This is a genomic window from Desulfonatronovibrio hydrogenovorans DSM 9292 (assembly GCF_000686525.1).
Lineage (GTDB): Bacteria > Desulfobacterota > Desulfovibrionia > Desulfovibrionales > Desulfonatronovibrionaceae > Desulfonatronovibrio > Desulfonatronovibrio hydrogenovorans.
Window position 1 is genome coordinate 211,555 of sequence record NZ_JMKT01000011.1, and the last position, 22,618, is coordinate 234,172.

Sequence of the window (22,618 nt, forward strand, 5' to 3'; positions counted from 1 at the left end):
TTTCATTTTGCCCGACCCTGGAGATTATATGGTCACAGATCACATATACAAAAAGATTTTTCACCTGTCCCCGGACGGAATCGTTCTCATCGATCCGAAAAGTACACTTCCCATCGAATTCAATACAGCAGCTCACGAAAACCTTGGCTACACTCGGGAGGAGTTCGCAGCCCTGTCCATATCAGACTATGAAGCCAACGAGAGCAAGGAAGACATTGAGGCTCATGTTCAGAATATCATGAAAAATGGGCGGGATGACTTTGAAACCCTGCACCGGACCAAGTCTGGAGAACTGATAAATGTGCTGGTCACGGTAATCCTGGCGGAGCTGGAGGAAAACAAAGTCCTCCTTGCTCATTTCAGGGATCTTACAGAAACAAAGATTGCCCAGAGCAAGGCCGATGAAGTGCATAGAAAGTTGGAAATGATATCATCCCAGATCCCGGGGGTGGTTTATCAATATAAGCTCAATCCTGACGGAACTTCCTGTTTTCCCTATTCCAGCAGAGGCATGAAAAGTATTTACGGTGTTGAACCCCATGAGGTTGAGGCGGATGCTTCTGCGGTATTTAAGACCCTGCATCCTGACGACTTGGACAGAGTGTCATCCTCAATAAAATTATCAGCAGAAACCCTGGAACCCTGGAAAACTGAGTACCGGGTTCTTAGCAGGGACGGTCAAGAAAAGTGGCTCATGGGCAGTGCATTGCCAATGAAAGAGAATGATGGTTCTGTTTTATGGCACGGTTTTATAACTGATATTTCAGAACAAAAGGTGATCCAGGAAAAACTGGCCAGTAAAACAAAAGAGCTGGAAGGTTTTTTCAATGTTTCCCTGGATCTTTTGTGTATTGCTGATCTTCAGGGTAGATTTATAAAGCTGAACAAGGCTTGGGAAGACGTACTGGGGTACACGGTTCAGGATTTGGAAGGCAGACATTTTCTGGATTTTGTCCACCCTGATGATATTGCAGGCACTGTAAAGTCAATGTCCCGACTTAAAGACAACAGTAATGTTCTCAACTTTGTCAATCGTTACAAGGATAAAAGGGGCAACTATAAGTATATTGAGTGGCGTTCTCATCCCCATGGAAATCTTATATATGCAGCGGCCAGGGATATTACAGACAGGATTGAAACGGAAAAGGCCCTGCGCTTAAGTGAGCAGCGTTTCAGGGATGTCTCCTCAGCCGCTGGTGAATACATATGGGAAACCAATGCTGGCGGGGTTTATATTTTTGCCACTGACAAGATATGCGATGTCCTGGGAAGGCCCCTGGATAAGATAATTGGAAAATCACCGTATGATTTTATTGACAAGGAGGATGGCAGGGAGGTTGCTGATTTTTTTTCAAGAAAGGCTGAGAGCAGGGAATCTTTTTCCAGCCTGGAGCATAAGATTATGCGTCCGGATGGAAGCATTGTCTGGCAGAGGGTGACCAAAGTACCTGTTTTTAACGATGAAGGTGAATTTTCTGGATACAGGGGAGCAGGTCTTGATATTACAGCAGAGATTGAGGCCAGAAAACACCTTGAAGACAATGAGCTTAAGTTCAGGGGACTTTTTGAAATGTCTCCCATAGGCATTGGTCTCAACGATATGGCTACTGGACAATGGCTGGATTTCAACAGGTCCCTGCTGGAGAGCACAGGATATAATGAAGATGAATTCCTGAAGTTGAGTTATTGGGATCTTACTCCCAAAGAATATGAGCCCCAGGAGATGGAACAGATCAGACAGCTCAGGGAAACCGGATATTTTGGACCTTATGAAAAGGAATACATCAGTAAGAACGGTCAACGGTACCCTGTTCTTTTGAACGGGATGCTCATCAAGGACAGTTCAGGCCGGGAAATGATCTGGTGCATTATCCAGGACATTACTGAGCGTAAGCAATTTGAAGAAGCAATTTTGCGCAGTGAAAAGCAAATTCGAACCATGACCCAGGCTTCCCTGGATGCCTTGATCATGGTTGACTCCAAAGGCACGGTTACATTCTGGAACCTGGCTGCTGAAAAGCTCTTTGGTTATTCGGAAAAAGAAGCCATGGGCCAGGATGTTCATAAGCTGGTGGCTGACGAACATGAGTTTAAGAAGCTTGTCAGCGGGATGAAAGAGTTTGCTGAATCCGGCAGAGGACCAGTAATTGATAATGTTTTGGAGTTCAAGGCCAGACGCAAGGATGGAGAGTGGATTGACGTAGAAAGATCAGTTGCTGCGTTTGATCTTGACGGTGAGTGGCATGCTGTTGGCAGCTTGCGGGATATCAGCGATCGAATAAAGGCCAGGGAGGAAACTGAAAAGGCCCGTCAGGCAGCAGAAGCCGCCAGTAAATCAAAAAGCGAATTTCTGGCCAATATGAGCCATGAAATTCGTACGCCCATGAATGCTGTCATAGGTCTTAGTCAGCTGGCACTAAGGACTGACCTGAATCCAAGGCAAAAGGATTATCTGAGCAAAATTGAGAGTTCTTCAAAAATGCTTCTGGGAATAATCAATGATATCCTGGACTACTCTAAGATTGAAGCTGGCAAGATGGATCTGGATGAACACGAATTTAATCTTGATCGTATTATAGAGCAGGTTTCAGTTTTGTTTCATGAAAGCATCGAATCCAAGGGTCTGGAGGTTTATTTTCGGGTCATGCCTGATGTGCCCAGAATACTTGTTGGAGACTCACTGCGTTTGAAACAGGTTTTGACCAACCTCATGAGTAACGCAGTTAAGTTCACCCATGAAGGTGAGATTGAAGTCAGAGTGAGAGTTGAAAGCAGACATAATAATCGTGCTGTCTTAAGATTCGAAATCAGGGATACCGGGATCGGTCTGAGCAAGGATGAACAGGAAAAACTTTTCCAGGCATTTTCCCAAGCAGATACTTCAACTACCCGTAAATATGGAGGGACTGGCCTAGGGCTGACCATCAGCCAGCATTTGGTGACCATGATGGGGGGCAGCATCCAGATCAAGAGTGAATCAGACAAGGGAAGTGTGTTTTCATTTACGGCCCGTTTGGGAATATCTGATGACAGGGAGTACAGATTTGACTCCTGCGATCTGACCGAGTGCAGGGTTCTGGTGGTGGACCATATCAGCAAATCAAGAAAGATTCTGAAGGAGATGTTTGCGTCCTGGGGGTTTAATTTTCATGAAGCAGCCTCAGGTCAAGAGGCCTTGCAGAGGGTAAAAGACCTGGCGAACCATGAAAGGGGTTACGATTATATTGTTATTGACTGGGATCTTCCAGATCAGAGCGGCATCCAGACAGGTCGGCTTATTCGCCAGGCAGAACAGGAGTTTGGTCTGGGCAGGCAACCCTGTATAATACTGACTTCGTTCGGTAACAAGGAAGAAGTTATGGAACAAGCAGCAGGCTATGATCTGGATGTATTTTTGGTCAAACCAGTCACTTCTTCAGCTTTATTCAACGTCATTATTGGTGTAGGGTATGGCCAGAACATTGGTACATCTCTGGAGTCTGATAAAGCCAGGTCTGGACTGTTTTTTAAAGGAATCAGGGTTTTGCTGGCCGAAGATAATGAGATTAATCAGCAGGTGGCCAGGGAAATTCTTGAACAGGCCGGGATTGAAGTCCATGTAGTGCAGAATGGCAGGCAGGCAGTGCAAGAGGTAAAAAAACAGAGTTTTGACTTAGTGCTTATGGATATTCAAATGCCAGAAATGGATGGCTTTGAAGCTACTGCAGCCATCAGGGAAATTAGCTCGAGTCTGCCCATAGTTGCCATGACTGCTGCAGCTATGACCGAGGATCGGGAAAAAAGTCTGGCTGCGGGCATGAATGATCACCTTGGCAAGCCAATAGACCAGGGTTTATTGTATCTTACAATTCAGAAGTGGACAGGGCAGGCAGCACAGGGTGACCATTTTACTCAAGCCGATAGTGGGTCGACAGGGATTCAATTTCCCGATGAATTGCCCGGGATAGACGTTTCAAGTGGGCTGGCTAGGCTTGGAGGGAACGCTTTGCTTTTTGCCAAGTTGATTCACAGTACAGTCACTGACTATTCAGACCTTCCTGCAAAGCTACGAGAGTACCTGGTTTCCAGCGATACTGAAGAGGCTGGAAAACTGGTGCATGCCTTAAAGGGCGTCTCTGGAAATATTTCAGCCAAAAGGCTGTTTGATGCCTGTAAGGAGTTTGAGGATTCGATGCAAAGGGGTAGATCTGCGACAGCTAAGATCCAGGAAATTGCAAATGCTCTGGAAGAGATTGCATCCGGTCTTGAGCTTATTCCCATAGAGAAATTAAGACCACTAAGGGAATCCAGTGGACCAGTGTTGTCAGAAGTGCTTGAGAATATTACTGCTTTGAAAGACAGTTTAAGGCAGCACAGTTTAGAGGCAACAAGTATCGTCAGTTTTTTTCAGGAAAACTTTGGATATGGGGTTTATGCTTCGGTTGTTGACCAGCTTGGCAACAGCATCTTGGAGTTCGAATTCAAGGAAGCTGAAAAAAGTTTGCAGGAGTTTGAAAAACTTTTCCAGCAAAACTTCCAGGTGAGCCGAGATGAATGATAAACCAAAGCCTCAGCCAACACTGCTCGTTGTTGATGATTCACCGTTGAACCTGAATGTTTTGGGAAAAATTCTGGAAAAGGACTACCAGGTGCTTGTCGCCAAAAGCGGATCTCAGGCCTTAGAGGTTGTTCAGCAAGACCCGCAGCCGGACCTGATTCTGCTGGACATAATGATGCCGGGTATGGACGGATACGAGGTTTGCAGAATACTTAAGTCAGAACCACGCACTGCTGAGATTCCGGTGATATTTGTGACAGCCATGGCTACGGTAGAGGATGAAACTTTAGGGTTGGGGCTGGGGGCGGTAGACTATATCATAAAGCCATACCAGGCCCCGATTATCAGGGCTAGAGTCAAGACTCATCTGGAACTTCTTCAGGTAAAAAGGGATCTGCAAAGAGCTCATGCCGACCTATCTTACGAGCTTCAGGCTATGAATGAGCTGCAAGCCCTGATCCTCCCCTCCAGTCCGTTTGTCTCCAATTGCTTGTTTGCTCAAGGAGTATACATCCCTTCCGGGCTGGCCAGTGGAGACTATTACGATTATGTCCCCCTGGAACAGGGCGGACTCAGGTGTATTGTTGCAGACGTTTCAGGACATGGTGCCAGATCAGCCTTTATTATGGCCATGGTCAGAACTTTTTTTCATATTGACCAGTTCAGACAAGTATCTTTGCCCACACTGGTCAACAGCCTCAACAATCAGGTCAGGCAGACCCTTGGCGATCAGGGTGACTTCATCACCCTGTTCATAGCGGATATTGATGCTGAAGCAAGGAGAATTGAATATGTAAATGCCGGACATTGTCCCGCGTTTTTTCTTGACGAACAGGGCTTTCAGGAGATCGAACCGACCGGCCCTTTAATTGGAGTTTTTGATGGTGAGTACGAACAAGGCCAGATCTCGGTTCAAGGTGACTGGACTTTTCTGATGTACACTGACGGTGTTTATGAATGCCTTGTCCAGGGGCTGGAAATGTTCGGTTTTGAGCCCTTTCGTGATTTGTGCTCCAGGCTGCTTGGTGAAGATTCTTTTAAGGTTGGCGAGCTGCCGGCAAGGGTGGCCCGGGAAGCTCCAGGAATGGTCGGCATTTTAGACGATCAGACAGCTCTCCTGGTCAGGGGTCTAGTTGCAGCTCATGATCGTACTTTTGGATGAATGTTTCTTAATTAACTGTTATTCTGGGAGAAAAAGTGGATATTGAAGTCAGGCAAGTAGGTCAGGCTCTGATAGTAAAGCCTTTAGCTAAAAGAGTGGATTACGGGAATGCATCTGTTTTAAAGGGCGCCATGGTAGACTACATTAATCGCAATCATGTCAGGATTGCCGTAGATCTCAGTGAGGTAGAGTTTATGGACAGCTCTGGTTTATCAGCCCTTTTGTCAACATTAAAAACAGTTTCCAGACAGGGAAGGATGGTGGTGTTCGGAGTAAACCTAAACGTGGGCAAGCTTTTCTCCATAACCAAGCTGGACAAAGGGGTATTTGAGATACATGCCAGCGAAAGTCAGGCTGTGTCATCACTATCCGAAACAAGGTGAAATTTGCATACAGGAAAAAACATCACCTTTTTAATCCCTTCTTGTCAGAACCATGTCCGTCTTATGGGATGCGCACTCAAAGGGGTTTTATCTGAACTTTTTACTGATCAGGAGTTGATCTATCTGGTGGATCTTGCAGTGACAGAGGCGGTTTCCAACAGCATTCGCCATGCCTATGGCGGAGAGACCGGTTATCTTATTAAAGTTAAACTGCAGATAAATGAAAAGGATCTGGTGGTGACTGTGCAGGACCAGGGACAAAAAATGGACCCTGGCTTTCTGGATAAAAAAGGATTCAGTACTTGCAGGGATGTTAAAGAAGTAAAGGAAGGGGGCAGAGGTATTCCATTGATTAACGAGATTATGGACCATGTTGAGTATTCTTCTTTGGACGGAATCAATCATTTGATAATGAAGAAAGAATTTGACCGGGGTAAGTAATTGTTGACTCAGAAAAGTCGTCAGTACCTGCTATACGGCATTTTGCTCTGCACATTGCTGCTTGCTACTCCCTGGTTTTTTATGATGGTAAACCAGGATATTGTGAAGTACAGGCAGGCAGAAAAGAGTTTTTTAAAGCAGGACTATCATCAGGCTGCGCAGCAAATGGCAAGTTCCATCACTGCAGGAGGGGCTGATTCCGCAAAACTCAATCTTCTTGGTGATATCTACATGGCTCTGGAAAAATATGATCGGGCCTTGCTTGCCTATGCCGATCTCAGCAGCATGGTTCCTGAAGATTTGAATGTGTTGATCAAACTGGCCGATGCCTATTCTCTTGCAGGCCAGACAGACATGGCCCTGGAGTTCATGGCCAAGGTTCTTGAGCAACGTCCTGAATTTCGAACTGCCCTGCTCTGGAAGGCCCGGATCCTGTCTAGAGATCAGCGATTTTCGCAGGCGATAGATTTATATTATCAAGCATTGGGAGATTGATGGTGAAAATATTTAATATACTGGGAATGCTATTGGGGTCGGTGTTTCTACTGGCTGTTTTGCCGGGCTGGACAGCACAGGATAGAGGAATGACCGGGGCTGTGCAGGGAGTTTTTCTTGAAGAGATTCCTGACTGGCAGGCCAGGTGGGAGCTTGCCAGGCTGCTCAGTTATACTGAGCGATATGCTGAGTCTGAGATTCAGTACAGAAAAGTTCTGAAAGAAAGGCCGGACCAGCTTGAGGCAAAAATTGAGCTGGCCAGGGTATTATTCTGGAAGGGAGATACTGATGAAGCCGAAAAAGTGTTCTCATCGATCCCAACTAAGGATTTGACACCTGAGGCCAGGCTGGAAATGGCAGAAATTTACCTGGCTCGAAACCAATATGTTGCTGCAGCAGATATATATCTTGATCATCTGGTGAAAAATCCTGGAGATCACAGAACCAGGTTCAAGCTGGCCCAGGTGCTCAGCTGGAAAGGTGATTACGATGCTTCCCTGAACCAGTATCAAATAATCCTGGATGAACTGCCCAGCGATGTTCAGGTCCGGAGAAGGTACGCCCAGGTCCTTGTTTGGGCTGAAAGATTTGATGAGGCCATTATTGAGCTGGAAAGGACCCTAGAGGATTGATGGTTATGGGCGGATCTGTGCTCACCAGGCTGAAACCATGGGTTGTCGCCGGATGGATCTGGTGCATCATGCCAGGTATGGCTTGGGCTGATGATCCCTCACCTTACTTTACTGTTCAGATCGGCAGTTATGAACTGCTAGAAAAAGCTGAAGAGAATCTGGACAGATATCTTGACTTCTTTCCCCAAGACATTGACAAGCTGAGAATTGAAGATCATCCCCCATTTTTTGCCCTGCGGGCTGGACTGTTCAGGCAGTACAGTTCTGCCGATGATTTAAGAAAGAAGATTGCAGAAGTGTTTTCTGAAGCTTTGATACTCCGTGCATATTACCTGGAGGACAGGATTCTTTCTGGTGGTTCGCGGCCTGGTGTGCGCGCCTCAGAATCATCGGTACATGCACCGGCAAGGATGCAGCATGAGAAAAAAGGTATTGATGATTCCATTGTCCCTGCCAGCGAAGCCATCTCAGACTCGCAAGCCAGATTTATTTTGGCGGAGTTGCTTATCAGACATGGCAGCCTTGACAGTCTAAGGAAAGCTGAACAGCTGATAAGCAACCTGCGAAGAATCCAGGCTGATTCATCTGAAGTTGACCTGCTGCAGATCCGTCTTGAAGCTTTAATGGGGAATCGAGTCAGGGTTACACAGCTGACAGAGGATTATGTCCGGAACAGACCCTTTGATCCTGATGCGTGGCTTGTAATGGCGGATATTGCATCTTCACTGGGGCACTTTGCCCGGTCCAGGGATATGTATCTAACCGCCATTGACCTTCTGGACGGCGCTGAGAAGCAAAGGGTCAGGCTGATTTTTGCTGAACGGACTCTGGTCTGGGGAGATTATTATGCTTCAGAAACCATTGTCAGAGAGGCACTCAATCATGATCCAGATAATCCTGAGCTCATGCTCGTTCTGTCCAAAAGCCTCATTGCTCAGCAGCGTTTTGTGGAAGGCCGGGCCTGGCTTGACCGGGTCATCCGGCTGAACCTGACAGGGTCTGAAACGTATTTTCAAGCCTGGACTGAAAAGATCAATCTTGGTCTGCAGGAGAAAGACTATGCCCGCGCTTCCGCGGATGCTAACGATTTTTTGTTTCAATATGGACCGAAAAGATTAATGATTATTCCTGGAGCAAGGGCATATTACGAGTCTGGACGGTTTGAGGAGTCGGAACAATTGTTTGCCAAGGCCCTGGGTGAAAATCAACTCAAGTCTGAGGCGCTGATTGGGCTGGCTCTTCTTAAAATCCGACAGAATGACAGGGAAAAAGCAGCGGGTTATCTGTCCCAAGTGGGGATTGACTCAGAAGCATATGCTTTGGCTAAAGTAATTCTGCACAAGGACAATCCATCTGCTCTATTTGGATTCCTGGACCATTATCTGAACATGGAAAATGATCCTTCCAGACTAATGAATCTGGCCCATGCTCTGGCAAAATATGGATATTCTGGTGAGGCAACAACCTGTTTTGAGGCGGCTCTTGTGCAAGATCACAGGTTTTTTCCGGCCCGAATTGGCTTGGCAAAAGTTCTTCCAGCAACGGGCCGGTATACAGAAAGTCTTGATATAATTGGATTTCTGGCGAATGAATTTCCAGATAACTATAAGCTTGGCCTGACCCGGGCCAGGGTGTTGGCCTGGTCAAGGCAATATCAGGAATCTATTGCTGCCTACAATGTTCTTCTTCTGCAGAACCCTGACAATGCAACTGTATTAAGGGAGGCCGCAAGGACTGCATATTGGGGTAAAATGGCCAGCCTGGGAAACGAATTGTACCAGAGAATATATACCCCATCAGTGGATGAGATGCTTTTGCAGCGGCTTGAAAATATGGTCAGATCGCCAGGGGGTGATCTGCCTGCAAAGCCAGTGGAAACACTTGCCGCAACAGCAGACCGGGGTCTGGTGGTCAAAGGCTATGAAGAATTCATTGGCTGGTATGAAGAAAATTCATCCGGCCTTGATGCACAGATTGTTTCAGATATTGAGCAAATCAAGCATGACCTGAATCCTGTTTACATTAACCAGAAAAGAGCTGTTTTGGAAAAAAAGACCAAGGATCTGGTCTGGAACAGGCGTTTTGCTCCGGCAAGACGCGAGCTTGTGAGGCTGACCAGCTTTGATCCGGGAAACCAGGAAGCTTTGTTTGACCTGGCCCAGGTAAATTGCAGTCTAAGTCTTTGCGACCAGGAAAGGGAGGTGTATGAGCAGCTGTTACGGCTTGAGCCTCTTCACGGGCAGGCTGGCAAGGCTCTGGAAAGGCAAAAGATCCGTTCCAGCCCTAGAATTTTCGGTGGATATGCCTTTTGGAAAGAGAAGGGTCGCGGAGATCTGGCCAGAATGACCTGGCACAGCGTTGATCTGGGAGTGGAGGTACCATTTTTCTGCAGACACAGTCTGAGGCTAATCACTCACAAATACATGGAGTCCCCACAAAAATATGGAAGAATGGTTCACGCTTCAGGGCTCAGCCTGGAGGGTGATGTTGTAACAGGTCCAGATATTATTTTTTCCGGCAGGATCACTCATAAATCATATGATGGCGATCTTAAAGTCAGAAGATTCTCAGACTTGGCAGGAGGATCTGCTGCTGAGGATTCCTTTAAGGTCAGTCTTGAGGATATCAGCACCGGATATCTGGATATGAGGGTTAACTTTGATAATTATGCTGCACTGACCGTTGGCTATGAAAAAAGACAGGAGATGTCTAATGTCACGGCCCTGGCACAAGGTATTTACTCAGACCGGTACAAGGCTCACCTGGATGTATACCCTTCAAGAAAGCTCGATCTGAGTTTGGTTGCCGAGTATATTGACTACAACGATAACAATCACGGCTATAAGTACGGTGGTGAAATTGGCTATGCATTCACAGATCATCCCCGCCAGTTCAAGACTATTCTTTCGGCCCGGTACAGGGATACGTCCAAAGAATATCAGGCATGTCCGGAAACAAATGTGCAGTGCTCAATCAAGAATGACTTCAAACATCCGTACTGGACTCCTCAGGATTACTGGGGAGCAGCCCTTACTTTTGCATTTCGCCATGATTTGGCTGAAGCTTTTTTTTGCGGCGCCAGAGAGCATTTTTACGAGTTGAAACTTACCTTGGGAACTGAAAAGGACAATAATGATTCAGTCGAGGTTAAGGGACTTTGGCAAAGGGAAGTTACTGACTGGTTCGGTGTGCAGACTCAGGCTATGTGGCACCATTCCAGGGAGTGGCAAGCTCTGGCAGGTGAGTTGGGACTGTTTTTCAGGTTTTAAGAGCAGTTAAGGATGAACATGGATAAAACAAAACGATCATTGTTCAGTAAAGCGAAGCTGATACTGGTTACGGTTACGCTTCTTTCCATTGTGCTGTATCTGATGGTACGAACTGTACTGTTCATTATTGCTGACTATGCCTGGTATGACAAAATATTTGGTTTTTTTCTGCTTATGGCCCAGGTCTTTGTACTGACCCATGGTTTTGGATACTTTCTGAATCTGTTCAGGGTGGTCAATGCAGAACAGCAAGACAGTTCTGAAGAACGGCTCAAGTCCATGGAGCTGACAGAGTACCCGCCTGTGGCCATAATTGTCTCTTCATACAAGGAGCCGCTCCATGTTGTCGAAGATACCCTGATCAGTTTTTACAACCTTACTTACCCAAACAAGAGCATATATTTTCTGGACGACACCAGATATGATCTTAAAGGCTGGGATCCTGAAGAAGCCAGGCTTTATCGGGAGCAGATCAATGATCTGTGTAAAAGGATAGGCGTCAATCTGTTCCGACGCAGGTGGCGCGGTGCCAAGGCGGGAATGATAAATGACTTTTTAAGCTTTCTTGACGGAAATCCTCCGGAAGGGTTTGAGTTTGTGACCTTTGACCAGGCACAGCAGGTCAATCCCGGTCAGGAAGAGTATATTATTGTCTTTGACGCAGATCAAAATCCGTTTCCTGATTTTGTGGAAACTCTTGTCTCTCGGATGGAGGCCAATCCAACCGTGGCTTTCATCCAGACCCCCCAGTATTACAGTAACTTCGAGTTTAACAGGGTGGCCAGGGCTTCCGGTCTTCAGCAGGCTGTTTTTTACGAGTACATTTGTGAGGGCAAGAGTATGCAGGACGCCATGTTCTGCTGCGGGACAAATGTAATATTCAGACGAGAAGCCCTCAGAGATGTAGGCGGCTTTGACGAATCATCGGTAACTGAGGATTTTGCCACATCCCTGAAATTCCATGTTAAGGGATGGCGTTCTGCGTACTTGAACAGAGTCAGCGCATTTGGAGATGGCCCTGAGGATCTGGGGGGATACTTCAAGCAGCAGTTTCGCTGGGCCTTGGGCACTGTAGGACTTTTCAGGACAATTATTGCCCGTTTCCTGAGAAATCCGCTGGAGCTTCCAATTTATAAATGGTGGGAATACATGCTTTCCGGGACACATTATTTTGTGGGCTGGGTCTTGATGATTCTGGTGATTTCACCCTGTCTGTTTATCCTGTTCAACATTCCCACCTATTTTGCCAGGCCAGAGCTTTATTTCGTGTTTTATGTTCCGTACATTATTTTGACTTTCAGTCTGTTCATCTGGTCTCTGGGACAGAGGCACTACAGTGTCTCTGAAGTGATCAACGGAGTTCTCCTTCAGGCAATCTGTTTTCCAGTTTATATGAAAGCGTCTTTTCTGGCTGTGCTAGGATACAGAGGTACATTTAAAACCACACCCAAAGGCAGAAGCCTGGCTTTGCCCATGTATGCCCTGTGGGCACAGATCGGCCTTGCTTCACTATGTTTAGTGGCCATGGTCTGGGCCGGAATGCGGATTTATTTTGAACGTGAGCTTATACTGGCTTTAAGTGTTAATGCGTTCTGGTGTTTTTACCACTTTCTGATTTTATCAGCAGCCGTATACTTTAATCATCCTCTTGAAGAGAGCCGTTCTGATGGTCAGTCTTTATATCAGGCGGGTTAGAATCCTTTCAGTGTTCCTGATGATTTTCTTTCTGCTTCCCGGGTGCAGGGATGGTCAGATTGATCAGAAGGGTCAAGTGTTGTTTGGTCTGGCTTTGGAAGGTTTGCCCACATCAGCTTCTTTTTTTCATGAACTAGAAATGGACATGGGGCTGCCAGTGACTTTCATCAATTTCTTCCTGCAGTGGCCTGAGGATCCAAAACAAATCAATTTTCCTGCCCAGACGTTTAAGGATGTGCATGATTTCGGTGCAGTTCCTGTGCTTACCTGGGAGCCCATGTACTATGAGGGTATGACAGAGCACATGATACCGGCTGATGAAATTCTCAGGGGCAGGTATGACGGGTACATCGAGTACTTTGCTGGCAGGATCAAAGACATGGGTAAACCTGTAATCGTTCGATTCGCTCATGAGATGAATCTGTCCAGATATCATTGGGGTGGAACCATTGAAGAATATGGGCCAGAAAGTCCCAAGAGGTATGCAAAGCTCTTCAGACATGTGGTAGAGGTTTTCAGACAACAGGGTGCTGAGAATGCCTTATTTGCCTTTTGCCCCAATAATGAATCTGTACCAAGTCCTAAATACGATGCGCATGCATATTGGAACACAGCCCAGAACTATTACCCAGGTGACGACTATGTGGATATACTGGGTATGGATGGTTATAACTGGGGCACGACCAGGACAATTGATGAACATGGCTGGAGCAGCAGATGGCTTTCCTTTGCTGAGATCTTTCAGGATATTTTTCTGGAATTAAGACAAATCAACCCAGGCAAGCCATTGTATGTCTTTGAAACCGCATCAGTACGCCAGGGCGGAGACTGGCAGGCCTGGGTCTGGGAAGCCTTTGCGACTGCAGGCCAGTGGGAGCTTGACGGGATCATCTGGTTTCATGCTGACAAGGAAGAGGATTGGAGATTTACCGGATTTGCTGATTCCGAGTATTATCCTGCAATTCTTGAGATCATTGGCACAGGCAGTCTAGGCGACAACCAGATCCAACAAGCCAATGCAAACTAAGAGCAAGCTTTTACCGCTGATCTGTATAAATAAAAACGTAGAAAATCAAGTATCCGGCTGCATATTAAGCAGTCCGCCATTAAAGATTCTGAAGATAAAGCATGACCATAGTATTGTAATTATTATAACTCTTTTTTTCCAAGGTTTTAAGGGCCCTCAGATACCTGTTTGCTGACTCAAGAGACAGCACTGAACTGAAGAGATCTATATATAATTCGGACTCAATGCTTTTTCTTAATTCGTCAATGTCCAGCCTTCCAAGTATCTCTTCGTGGTCACTGCCCATTGCCATTGCAGCCAGATAAGTTTTGTTCAGGTATTCAAGGTTTTTTTCCAGGCCAAGCTTTATATCGTTGATCACATTTAAGCGGAAAAGTGTGTATTCTTCTCTTTTGAATTCGGTAAGCCTGGTAAAGTACGCTGTTAAATGATTCAGATATATGAGCATTCCTCTTTTAAGCAGGACGCAGTCCTTGAGCACCAGTAAAAGGAGTTTTTCTGGTGTGCTGAAACGGGCCAGATCGATTACGACCTCTCTTGTGTCCAGGGCAATAAAGACCGGATATGTTTCAGGAAAGCTTTTGTTCAGCGCGATACCACATATCTGAGAGTCCAGATCGTCCTCCCATTTCTCCCATGCAATCTGTCCCTGATTCCGGCTTTGACCTTTGAATTTATAGGGCAGATGCAGGTTGACCTGGTCGTCCTGGTACAGTCTTTCTCTGCTTTGCACCCAGGCAGGAATGGCAATGCGCACACCGTTCTGGCTGAAGTCCTGGATGATGTATTGAAAAGGCTGATAGTCCTCTTCTCTGGAACCAAGAAAGGGCAGCACAGCAGATTGTATCGAGAGCCGTTTTTCCGTTCTGTGGTCGTTTCCAGTCATTTTCAAGACCGTTTTTTCTTGTTTCAAATCAAGGTTATCGAGGTAAATTTGGGCTTGCTACTAAGGTAGGTGTCTTCTTATTTCTTCCCATATCCTTCTGGATCTGGGTTCGTCTCCAAGAACTCCGACCCGAATCCTGACCTGGGTGGTGTTGGTAGAAAGATATTTGGTGTTGATCCAGACATTGGTCCCATCAGGGTACTGGGCCCTGATGCTGGTTGAGTCAACTTTTTTATCCTGCTCCAGGACAGCCATCTCCATGGTTTGCAGGGCAGCCAGGGACGCCTCATGCACCTGGTGCATATTGCGGCTGATATTTTCCTGGAGCCGGCCCTTGAAATAAATTGCAGTCCCGCCACCAGCTGCCCCGCCCACTGCAAACCAGCATCCGGCCAGACCCAGGCACAGGACTGTAATCAAAAAAATGGAAATCGTTTGCTGTAATGGTTTCATTTGATTCTCCACAATTGTTAAGGTCAGTAGCACATTGAGATTCTGGAAGATAGCCGGAAAAATGGTCATGCAGCCGGGATGACTTCTGCCTTTACTGCAGGTATCCCCACTCCTGCAGTCTGGTGTGGGCGTGCCTTGCATACTCACCCTGGGAGACGTTTTGCAGGTAGGCATAATATTTTCGGGCGGACTGTTCCCTGCGGCCCATGCCTTCCAGAGAAAAGCCCTGGAAAAATGTGGTGTTGGGATTGCCTGGCAGGGAATTTTCATATTCGTCGAACCTGGCCAGGGCCTGTTCAAAGTTCCTCAACTGCAAATTGGCCATACCGAGGATATGTGATGCCTGAGGCTCTTCCGGATAAGTTTCTTTTGCCTTTAAAGCGAAGTCATGGGCTTGTCTGCTGTTTTTCAAGGCCAAGTGGCATTTGGCCATTTTCAGGTTTCCGGCATAGTCGTCAGGCGCAGTCTGCAGAGATCTCTGGTAATGTTCCATGGCTTTCCCGGGATTGTCTTTCATCATTTCCCCGTCTCCGTCCTGCATGGCCTTAATGGCTGAGCCTATTTTTCTCAAGCCGGCAGTATTATCCATATACCTTTCCCTGAAAACCGGATTTGTTTTTTTATGTGCAGCATACCGTGTTTCAACATCATTCAGGGCAGTCCTATACCTTTCGCTACTCATAGGATGAGTTGAAAATAGTACAGCCATGGAGCTTTCATTTTTGCCGGACATTTCATTGAGCATGCTCATGAGCCCGACAAATCCCTCAGGATTGTAGTTGGACTTGACCATATATTCCAGACCAAGGGCATCGGCTTCCCGTTCCTGATTTCTGCTGTATCCGGCCAGCAGAGCTCCTGCGCCAATGCCTCCCAGGCCGGCCACAAGGTCTCCCACCTGAGAGCCTGCGGCAACGGATGCACCGCTTAAAACCACTGCAGCCAGAAGTCCCCTGGTCATCCTCTGGCTGGTATGGCGGGCCGAGACATGCCCGGCTTCATGGCCTATGAGGGAGGCCAGCTCAGCCTCGTTTTCCAGATCCAGAAGGATTCCCCTGGTAATGCCTATGGTTCCGCCTGGAAAAGCATAGGCGTTTACATAAGGGGCATTGAGGGTGTTAAAGGAGTAGGGCATGTGGGCGCGATGGGTGTTCCGGGCAATGCTCTGACCAACATGGGAAACATAGTCATTCAGGGCTTTGTCCCTGGTGATGCCGTAGTCAGCGGATATCTGGTGGGGTGAGTTCTGCCTGTCCACGTTAATTTCCTGAGCTTCTGACATAAGCAGGATTTCATGTCTTCCTGTAACAGGATTAACTGCGCAACCTGCGCACAGTCCTATGCTTGCAGCGGCTGCAAGGTACAGAAAGTCCCGTCGGCTGAACCGATCTGAAAAGGAATGGCTGAGCTGAGTCAATCTGGTTTGGTTAGGCATGAAGGAATCTCTCAGGTTATGGTTGATCAGGCCAAAATGAATACCTGACCCGATTCTTGAAGAAATTAATCTAAGGTAAACACCTGACCATTGCAAGAAGCTAGGTTTTGTTTTTGATAAATAAATCCAGCCCGATTTTTATTGCAGTGCTGACCAGACTTCTTTAAGAAAGGCTGATTAATTCCCGGTTCAAAAGGATGGTAACGATGAGAGTCGTGTTCAAAATTCTAGCCTCGCTTTATCTGGTAGTGATCTTTTTCATTGTTTCTATGCTGACCCTGATTTTTTATCCAAAAGGTGAAAAGAGATATGCCCGCATAACCAAAAACACGGCACTGTTCAGCCCGATCCTGCTCTGGATTATGGGAGTCAAGTTCAGAGTCAGGGATTTTTCCCAGGGGGATGGGCTTGCAGGTAGTGGCCTTCTGGTGGCCAACCATGTTTCGTATGTTGATGTCTTTGTGCTGGCTGCAGTTAGACCCATGCTTTTTATTTCCTCAGTTGAACTCTCCCGGAAGTTTTTTGTTGGCCATGTATCCAAGCTGGGAGGGACAGTTTTTGTTGAAAGGCGGAGTTATTCTTTTCTGAGGAAGGAGATTGGCAAGGTAGCTGACATTATTAAACTTGGTTTTTTGATCGCCTTGTTCCCTGAGGCCCGGACCTCGGACGGAACTGGAGTGCTGCAGTTCAGGCCGGCCCTTTTTGAGGCGGCTGTAAAGTCCGGGGCAGACGTGATTCCGGTCTGCCTGAATTACCTGAAGATCAACGGACAATCCTTGAGCCGGGAAAACAAGGATCAGGTATTTTTCCACGGCGGGGTCAAATTCCTGCCTCATATTATCAGATTGTTCAATAATCATGATATTGAAGTGGAGGTCAGTATTTTTAATAGACTCCCAGCTAAATCAGGCAACAGAAAAGAGCTGGTACGTCAGTCCTATCAGATGATCAGGGACTGTTACAGCCAGAGCATGAAGATGCTGGAACGTGACTGACAGGTCAACATCAAGCAGGTGGCGGGGGTATGATTGCCATCCAGAAAGTGGACACTAACCCACCCACATGTCTTCGTCCTCACCGGAATCATGATGGTATTTGTTCTTTTCCCGCTGTCTGATTATCTCCAGGGCGGTCTGGACTTCGCTGATGGCCTTGAGGATTCTGGCCTTAAGCTGCTCATCACTGGCTCCTTCGGAGCTCAGACTAGCGTAAAGACTTTCTTCGGCTTTTTTAAGATGCAGTTTTCTGTCACTCATTTCCCCACCTTTTTTGTTGTCCGGTTGTGCAGTTTATTTCAGAAATAAACCCCTCCAGGTTCAATTGCAATACTCGATTATTTAAAATAACAGTTACTCAGATCTACTTCGTTTTCTTGGGATTTTCTGGTATATGTTCCTGGAATCTATGGCGGACTGGCTGGATACTATTTTGTAACTGTTTGAGATTTTTTTGAACTGATGGAGATGGTCAGCAGAGGTTGTTCGGGCAGCCAGGATCAGCAGGCTGGTCCCGCTTATTTCTAAATCACAATAGCATCAGGTGTGAATAAAGAATGAATGTTTTTGTACTGGGATTTTTACTCAGCATGGTGACAGCCCCGGAATTCGTGGTTTTTGTCATGTTTGAAACCGTGAGTGCTTCGTACGTCTCAGCTATATTCACGATCCTGGTCATCAGCCTGGGAGGGACCCTGGGATCTACAGCCATTTATCTTGGAGCCAGGATGGTTGGAGCCAGGCGCTGTAAGGAATTAATAAAGCGCCACGGTAAGAAAATCCTTTTAAAGACTTCGGATCTGGACGATATTGATTATTATTACGAAAGATGGGGCGGTCCGATTGTTTTTTTTGGCAGGTGGCTGCCAACCTTCAGAAGCCTTGTTTCAATCCCGGCCGGATTGTCCCGTATGTCTGCCTGGCGCTTTATCACCCTGACCTTCAGCGGAACCCTGGCCTGGAATACCATGCTCTGTTTGATGGTTCTGGGACTGAGGTCCTATCTTGATTATCTTGAATTGGGTCTGGAAGGTTATACTTGGCTTACTGTGGCAGCACTTCTGCTTTTGGGAGCATACCTTGCTGTCAGGAGGATCAGTGAGCGGATGGTCAGGGACGTACAGGAAAAGGAGGACCGGAACAGTTAGCCCGGTCCTCTACAGGCTGAACCAACAGTATATTTTTTGAATTTATGGCCTGTTGGCCAGAATTATAATCCTGCATCATGAAGACAGGCTTGAAGGGGATATGGCCTGAACCAGTTCAGCATTGGAATTGTAGACCATGGTGCTTTCCAGGGCTACGATCTTGGAAACAAGGCTGGGGTCCTGAACCGCCTGACGGTTTAGCCTGGCTTTTTGCAGATTTTTTATTTCCTCAGCATTGGACTGGCCCTTACGGATTCTTGCTTCATTTTCCACGGTCTTCAATGTTTCCGGGCTGGCCGGGCTTAATGGACTGATACTCATTTTTGCCTCCTTTGACTATTCTCTTTCATCCCTGCGTTATGTACTTCATCGGCGGCTGGAGGTGAAACTTTAGTGTTCCTTGAAGAATTGTGTCCGGAAATACCCTGGCAATTGTTTGCGTAACTAATGCGATATTATCTTGATTTCCTGGCTGTCCTGGCGGACCGGACCTTGCCAAAGGATGGTTTTTTGTTTTTCTGGCGCTGGCCGGGCTGGAAGTCATCCCTGGGTCCAGCAATTTCAACAGTGATTCTCTTGCCCCGGATCTGGTTGTTGTTCATGGTGGAAAGGACATTGGAGGCATACTCTTCAGGAACCTGGACAAATGACTGTCTTTGCCTGATTTCAACCTTGCCGATCAGTCTTCCCGGCAGTCCGGTCTCGCCGGCTATGGCCCCCACCACGTCCTTTACTGCAATATCGTCCGCCCTTCCGATGCTGATGACCAGGCGGATCATACCCTGGTGGCTGCCTGTGTCTTCTGAGGTGGGGATGTCCTGAACCGGGGCCTTGTCTTCGCCTGGTCCCATAAGCATCTTCAAAAGGGCTGCAGCCAGTTCAACTGATGAAGAGTCCTCTTCTTTTTCTGTGAAATTTTCCACCAGGCGCAGGTATTTTTCCAGGCCGCCTTTAGTGATGGTTTCTTTGATCAGCCCCAGAAATTTCTCAGTCCTGGCCTGTTCAACATCACCTATGCTTGGAACGCGGCGCTGGATGATCTTAGACTTTGTGAATCGTTGAATATCCCGAATTTTGTACATTTCCCTGCCCGAAACAAAGGTGAAGGCCATACCTGTCCGGCCGGCCCTGCCAGTTCGTCCGATGCGGTGGACATAGTACTCCACGTCATTTGGAATATCGTAGTTGAACACAGCTTCAATGTCGTCCACATCTATCCCCCTGGCAGCTACATCCGTGGCCACCATGATTTCAGCCTGTCCGGAGCGGAACTTGGCCATGACCCTGTCCCTCTGGTTCTGGTTCATGTCTCCGTGCAATCCTTCGGCCAGATAACCTCTGATTTGAAGGTGCTGGACGATCTGGTCCACCCCTCTTTTAGTGTTGCAGAACACTATGCACAGCTTGGGGTTGTAAAAATCGATTATTCTGGACATGGCTTCGAGCCGGTTTGACTTGTGAACTTCGAAAAAAAACTGTTCAATACCGGGAACAGTGAGTCTCTTGTGGGAGATCCTGACCAGTTCGGGGCTGTCTTGGAATCTTTCGGCCAGCCGCATTATTTCAGGGGCCATGGTGGCTGAAAAGAAAATGGTCTGGGGCTTTTGAGTAACAGTGCCCAGGATGTACTCGATGTCATCCCTGAAGCCCATGTCAAGCATCTCATCAGCCTCATCCAGGACCACCATCCGGACCTGATCCAGCTTCAGGGTTTTTCTGGACATGTGGTCCATGATCCGTCCCGGAGTTCCGATAACTATCTGGGCTCCCTGGCGAAGTGCCTTGATCTGGCGCTCTATGGGCTGACCTCCGTAAACAGGAAGTACTACCAGACCCTGGTGATGCCTGCCCAGAGTGTTCAGCTCTCCTGCAACCTGGATGGCCAGCTCCCTGGTGGGACAAAGAACCATGCACTGCATTGCCCTGTTTTGGGGATTGATTTTTTCCAGGGCCGGAATCCCGAAGGCCGCTGTCTTGCCGGTACCGGTCTGGGCCTGCCCGATGATGTCTCGGCCCAGAAGTATGGAGGGGATGGACTTGGCCTGAATGGGAGAGGCTTCTTCAAAGCCCATTTCCTCAATCCCTCTAAGGGTCTGCTCTGAAAGTTCAAGGCTGTCGAATTTAATACTTTTCATTATTGAATCCTGATTGGGTAAATGTTGCTAGGGATGTAAAAAAGAAACAGCATGCAGCGACCAGGTCGAGTCTTTAAAATGGTACTGCAAGCCGGAATGGTCCAGGGTGCGCTTTTTGGTTATGGCTAAAAAAAGTCCGGGGTGGTAAAAGAAAGTAACCTTGAGGATCATCCGTTGATGGCTTGAGAGATATACATCTTCAGGTCATCGGGCCCAAGTCCGGGAAGCATGATGGCTTCCTTGGGACAGGTGGCCTGGCAGACTCCGCATCCGTGACACTTGGCAGGATCAACCCAGGCAGTGGTTTTGCCGGGTCTCCGGCGGCTTTGGATTATTTTCAGAGCCTGGGTAGGGCAGACGTCCATGCAGAATCCGCAACCGTCGCATCGGTCCAGGTGGACGTGAACGATTAGTGGAAGCTCAGGAAAACTATTGTCATTGACAAAATTCATTTTTTTCCCTTGTTAAACAATGTGTATTTTAATACATAATCTCAAGACAAAACCTTGGCAAGCGATAAAATTACAAAAAACAATCCACAGTTTTTAAACTCAGAGGACAAGAACATGAATAGAAAAGAAGGAGAAAAGGTCCTGACCGAGATATTCCAGAACTGCCCGTGGAAGGAAAAGTATAAGGACATGGTTCCAGAAAATGAGGACAGTATAATTTATCAGTGGACTGCCGAGCAAGCAGAATATGCCCTGCCCTTTTTTTCCAAGACAGGACAAGCCATTTTGACCGAAGAAACCTGTGTGGCCAAAAGGAGCCTTTATCTGGGCATGAACAGCAATAACAGTCTATGCCTTTATGTGCAGGAAAGGGAAAAGGATGAATACCGGAAGGGTATTCCGGATATGGCCAGGGATTTTGCCTGCATGATGAAGGTGGACAACCTGATCAAGGAGAAAAAGTAGCTTTGGGACATCATTTAAGGATTTTTGCTGAACAGCTGGGGTTAGAGATAGGTCCTTGCTCCCATGAATCTTGACCTGAAATACGGGTTGGAAAGATGTTCAATGGTTACGTTCCGGCCAGTGGCTGGCGCATGAATGAACCTGCCTTGGCCGATGTATATTCCAACGTGGGAAACCTGGTTGGGCCGGGCAGTGGCAAAAAATACCAGATCCCCATATCCAATGGACTGCAAGGGGATTTTTCGTCCTGAATTGAACTGGTTCCGGGAAACTCTGGGCAGATTCAGACCGTTCTGCCGGTAAACCACCATGGTCAGTCCGCTGCAGTCAAATCCAGACTGTTCTGAGGTTCCTCCCCACCTGTAGGGGACACCGATAAACCCGTGGGCTGTTCGAACTATTTCACGCCTCAGCAGTTCGGTCTCAGCGGGGGGTATCCGGGCTGCAGCGTAGCTTTCAGGAACAACCACGAAATAATTCTGAATGGTTTTTGCAGACTGCAGCATTTTTGCTTCCTGGTGGGCCTGTTCAAGGGTGGGGTGGTTTCCAAAACGGACCTTGTACAGCCCGTCTGAGTCTTTGAAATAGTAGGCCTCCAGTCCCAGCTCTTCCAGCCTTGTCATGAGTCTTACCGCATTATCCAGTACAGAAAAGGCACCAACCTGGATACTGTAATTCATTCTTGTCAGCTCTCCGGGAGCAACCTGATGGAGGGGGGCTGGGCGGGGATGGTCTTTGGGAGAACAGCCTGTATTCAGGGCAGCATTTACGGTAATCACCAGCAGGAAGAGCAGAATTTTTTTCATAGGGAACCTAAAAGGGGTCTGGGGGTTCTGAACGGCAAATCTGATGCCCCGTGGAGATTCCCGGGGTGGTCCTGGGATAGCTTTAAACCTGCCTGATGGTCAAAGGGTTACATTCAAGCCGTCAACAATGCTTATAAAATCCACCTTGATTCCCTTGGATCTCAATGAAAGGCTTGAATGCCAGACCTCACGACCTGAGCTT

General features: G+C 47.3%; 20 protein-coding genes. 12 read left to right on the top strand and 8 right to left on the bottom strand.

Annotation, left to right across the window (positions count from 1 at the left end; genetic code table 11):
* Window positions 1-28 precede the first annotated feature (28 nt).
* The 9 genes from P771_RS18360 to P771_RS17265 all read left to right on the top strand — a co-directional run bounded on the left by P771_RS18360 (window position 29) and on the right by P771_RS17265 (window position 13,641).
* On the top strand, window positions 29-4,537 hold the full coding sequence (locus tag P771_RS18360; protein WP_051617261.1) for a PAS domain S-box protein: 4,509 nt from the start codon (window positions 29-31) through the stop codon (window positions 4,535-4,537).
* Window positions 4,530-5,699 (top strand): PP2C family protein-serine/threonine phosphatase, encoded by a 1,170-nt coding sequence (locus P771_RS18365; RefSeq protein WP_051617262.1) that lies wholly within the window; start codon window positions 4,530-4,532, stop codon window positions 5,697-5,699. The genes P771_RS18360 and P771_RS18365 overlap by 8 nt, the downstream gene beginning before the upstream one ends.
* Before the next feature lie 35 nt (window positions 5,700-5,734).
* Window positions 5,735-6,082: an STAS domain-containing protein gene (locus P771_RS0110475; RefSeq protein WP_028575111.1), complete on the top strand. Its 348-nt coding sequence runs from the start codon at window positions 5,735-5,737 to the stop codon at window positions 6,080-6,082.
* A 3-nt stretch (window positions 6,083-6,085) separates the two neighbouring features.
* Window positions 6,086-6,523 (top strand): ATP-binding protein, encoded by a 438-nt coding sequence (locus P771_RS0110480; protein ID WP_028575112.1) that lies wholly within the window; start codon window positions 6,086-6,088, stop codon window positions 6,521-6,523.
* A gap of 165 nt (window positions 6,524-6,688) precedes the next feature.
* A complete protein-coding gene (locus P771_RS0110485; protein ID WP_161635965.1) occupies window positions 6,689-7,018 on the top strand; it encodes a tetratricopeptide repeat protein in 330 nt (109 codons plus the stop codon).
* 89 nt (window positions 7,019-7,107) lie between these two features.
* Complete coding sequence (locus P771_RS0110490; RefSeq protein WP_028575114.1) at window positions 7,108-7,650, top strand: tetratricopeptide repeat protein; 543 nt, start codon at window positions 7,108-7,110, stop codon at window positions 7,648-7,650.
* A gap of 5 nt (window positions 7,651-7,655) precedes the next feature.
* On the top strand, window positions 7,656-10,919 hold the full coding sequence (locus tag P771_RS0110495; protein WP_161635966.1) for a tetratricopeptide repeat protein: 3,264 nt from the start codon (window positions 7,656-7,658) through the stop codon (window positions 10,917-10,919).
* 102 nt (window positions 10,920-11,021) lie between these two features.
* Entirely contained in the window at window positions 11,022-12,614 is a 1,593-nt protein-coding gene (locus P771_RS17260; RefSeq protein WP_244147316.1) for a glycosyltransferase family 2 protein, read from the top strand.
* Window positions 12,586-13,641 carry a glycoside hydrolase family 26 protein gene (locus P771_RS17265; protein WP_051617263.1) on the top strand — a complete coding sequence of 352 codons (1,056 nt, stop codon included), beginning with the start codon at window positions 12,586-12,588 and terminating at the stop codon, window positions 13,639-13,641. Before P771_RS17260 ends, P771_RS17265 begins: the two co-directional genes overlap by 29 nt.
* Window positions 13,642-13,720: 79 nt before the next feature.
* On the opposite strand, the gene P771_RS0110510 is transcribed toward P771_RS17265, so the two are convergent.
* The 3 genes from P771_RS0110510 to P771_RS0110520 form a co-directional block, all read right to left on the bottom strand.
* Complete coding sequence (locus P771_RS0110510; protein ID WP_035244349.1) at window positions 13,721-14,527, bottom strand: hypothetical protein; 807 nt, start codon at window positions 14,525-14,527, stop codon at window positions 13,721-13,723.
* A 60-nt stretch (window positions 14,528-14,587) separates the two neighbouring features.
* The gene (locus tag P771_RS0110515) at window positions 14,588-14,980 is read right to left on the bottom strand and encodes a DUF3568 family protein (RefSeq protein WP_035244351.1); all 393 of its coding nucleotides are present in this window, start codon (window positions 14,978-14,980) and stop codon (window positions 14,588-14,590) included.
* A 91-nt stretch (window positions 14,981-15,071) separates the two neighbouring features.
* A complete protein-coding gene (locus tag P771_RS0110520; protein WP_035244353.1) occupies window positions 15,072-16,415 on the bottom strand; it encodes a M48 family metalloprotease in 1,344 nt (447 codons plus the stop codon).
* Window positions 16,416-16,621: 206 nt separating this feature from the next.
* On the opposite strand from P771_RS0110520, the gene P771_RS0110525 reads away from it, so the two are divergent.
* Entirely contained in the window at window positions 16,622-17,410 is a 789-nt protein-coding gene (locus P771_RS0110525; protein ID WP_028575119.1) for a lysophospholipid acyltransferase family protein, read from the top strand.
* Between the two features lie 54 nt (window positions 17,411-17,464).
* Here P771_RS0110525 and P771_RS0110530 read toward each other — a convergent pair whose 3' ends face one another.
* Window positions 17,465-17,671: a hypothetical protein gene (locus tag P771_RS0110530; RefSeq protein ID WP_028575120.1), complete on the bottom strand. Its 207-nt coding sequence runs from the start codon at window positions 17,669-17,671 to the stop codon at window positions 17,465-17,467.
* Between the two features lie 296 nt (window positions 17,672-17,967).
* On the opposite strand from P771_RS0110530, the gene P771_RS17270 reads away from it, so the two are divergent.
* Window positions 17,968-18,558, top strand: a complete 591-nt coding sequence (locus tag P771_RS17270; protein ID WP_051617266.1) for a DedA family protein — start codon at window positions 17,968-17,970, stop codon at window positions 18,556-18,558.
* Window positions 18,559-18,633: 75 nt separating this feature from the next.
* Here the strand turns inward: P771_RS17270 and P771_RS0110540 are convergent, their stop codons facing one another.
* The 3 genes from P771_RS0110540 to P771_RS17280 all read right to left on the bottom strand — a co-directional run bounded on the left by P771_RS0110540 (window position 18,634) and on the right by P771_RS17280 (window position 21,145).
* Complete coding sequence (locus tag P771_RS0110540) at window positions 18,634-18,879, bottom strand: hypothetical protein (protein ID WP_035244294.1); 246 nt, start codon at window positions 18,877-18,879, stop codon at window positions 18,634-18,636.
* Between the two features lie 134 nt (window positions 18,880-19,013).
* Entirely contained in the window at window positions 19,014-20,693 is a 1,680-nt protein-coding gene (locus P771_RS17275) for a DEAD/DEAH box helicase (RefSeq protein WP_084301845.1), read from the bottom strand.
* 167 nt (window positions 20,694-20,860) lie between these two features.
* Window positions 20,861-21,145 carry a 4Fe-4S binding protein gene (locus P771_RS17280; RefSeq protein ID WP_051617267.1) on the bottom strand — a complete coding sequence of 95 codons (285 nt, stop codon included), beginning with the start codon at window positions 21,143-21,145 and terminating at the stop codon, window positions 20,861-20,863.
* A gap of 114 nt (window positions 21,146-21,259) precedes the next feature.
* Between P771_RS17280 and P771_RS0110560 the strand changes: the two genes are divergently transcribed.
* A complete protein-coding gene (locus P771_RS0110560; RefSeq protein ID WP_028575122.1) occupies window positions 21,260-21,610 on the top strand; it encodes a hypothetical protein in 351 nt (116 codons plus the stop codon).
* Window positions 21,611-21,651: 41 nt separating this feature from the next.
* Here P771_RS0110560 and P771_RS0110565 read toward each other — a convergent pair whose 3' ends face one another.
* Window positions 21,652-22,290, bottom strand: coding sequence for a C40 family peptidase (locus P771_RS0110565; RefSeq protein ID WP_051617269.1), 639 nt, complete (start codon window positions 22,288-22,290; stop codon window positions 21,652-21,654).
* Window positions 22,291-22,618: the final 328 nt, after the last annotated feature.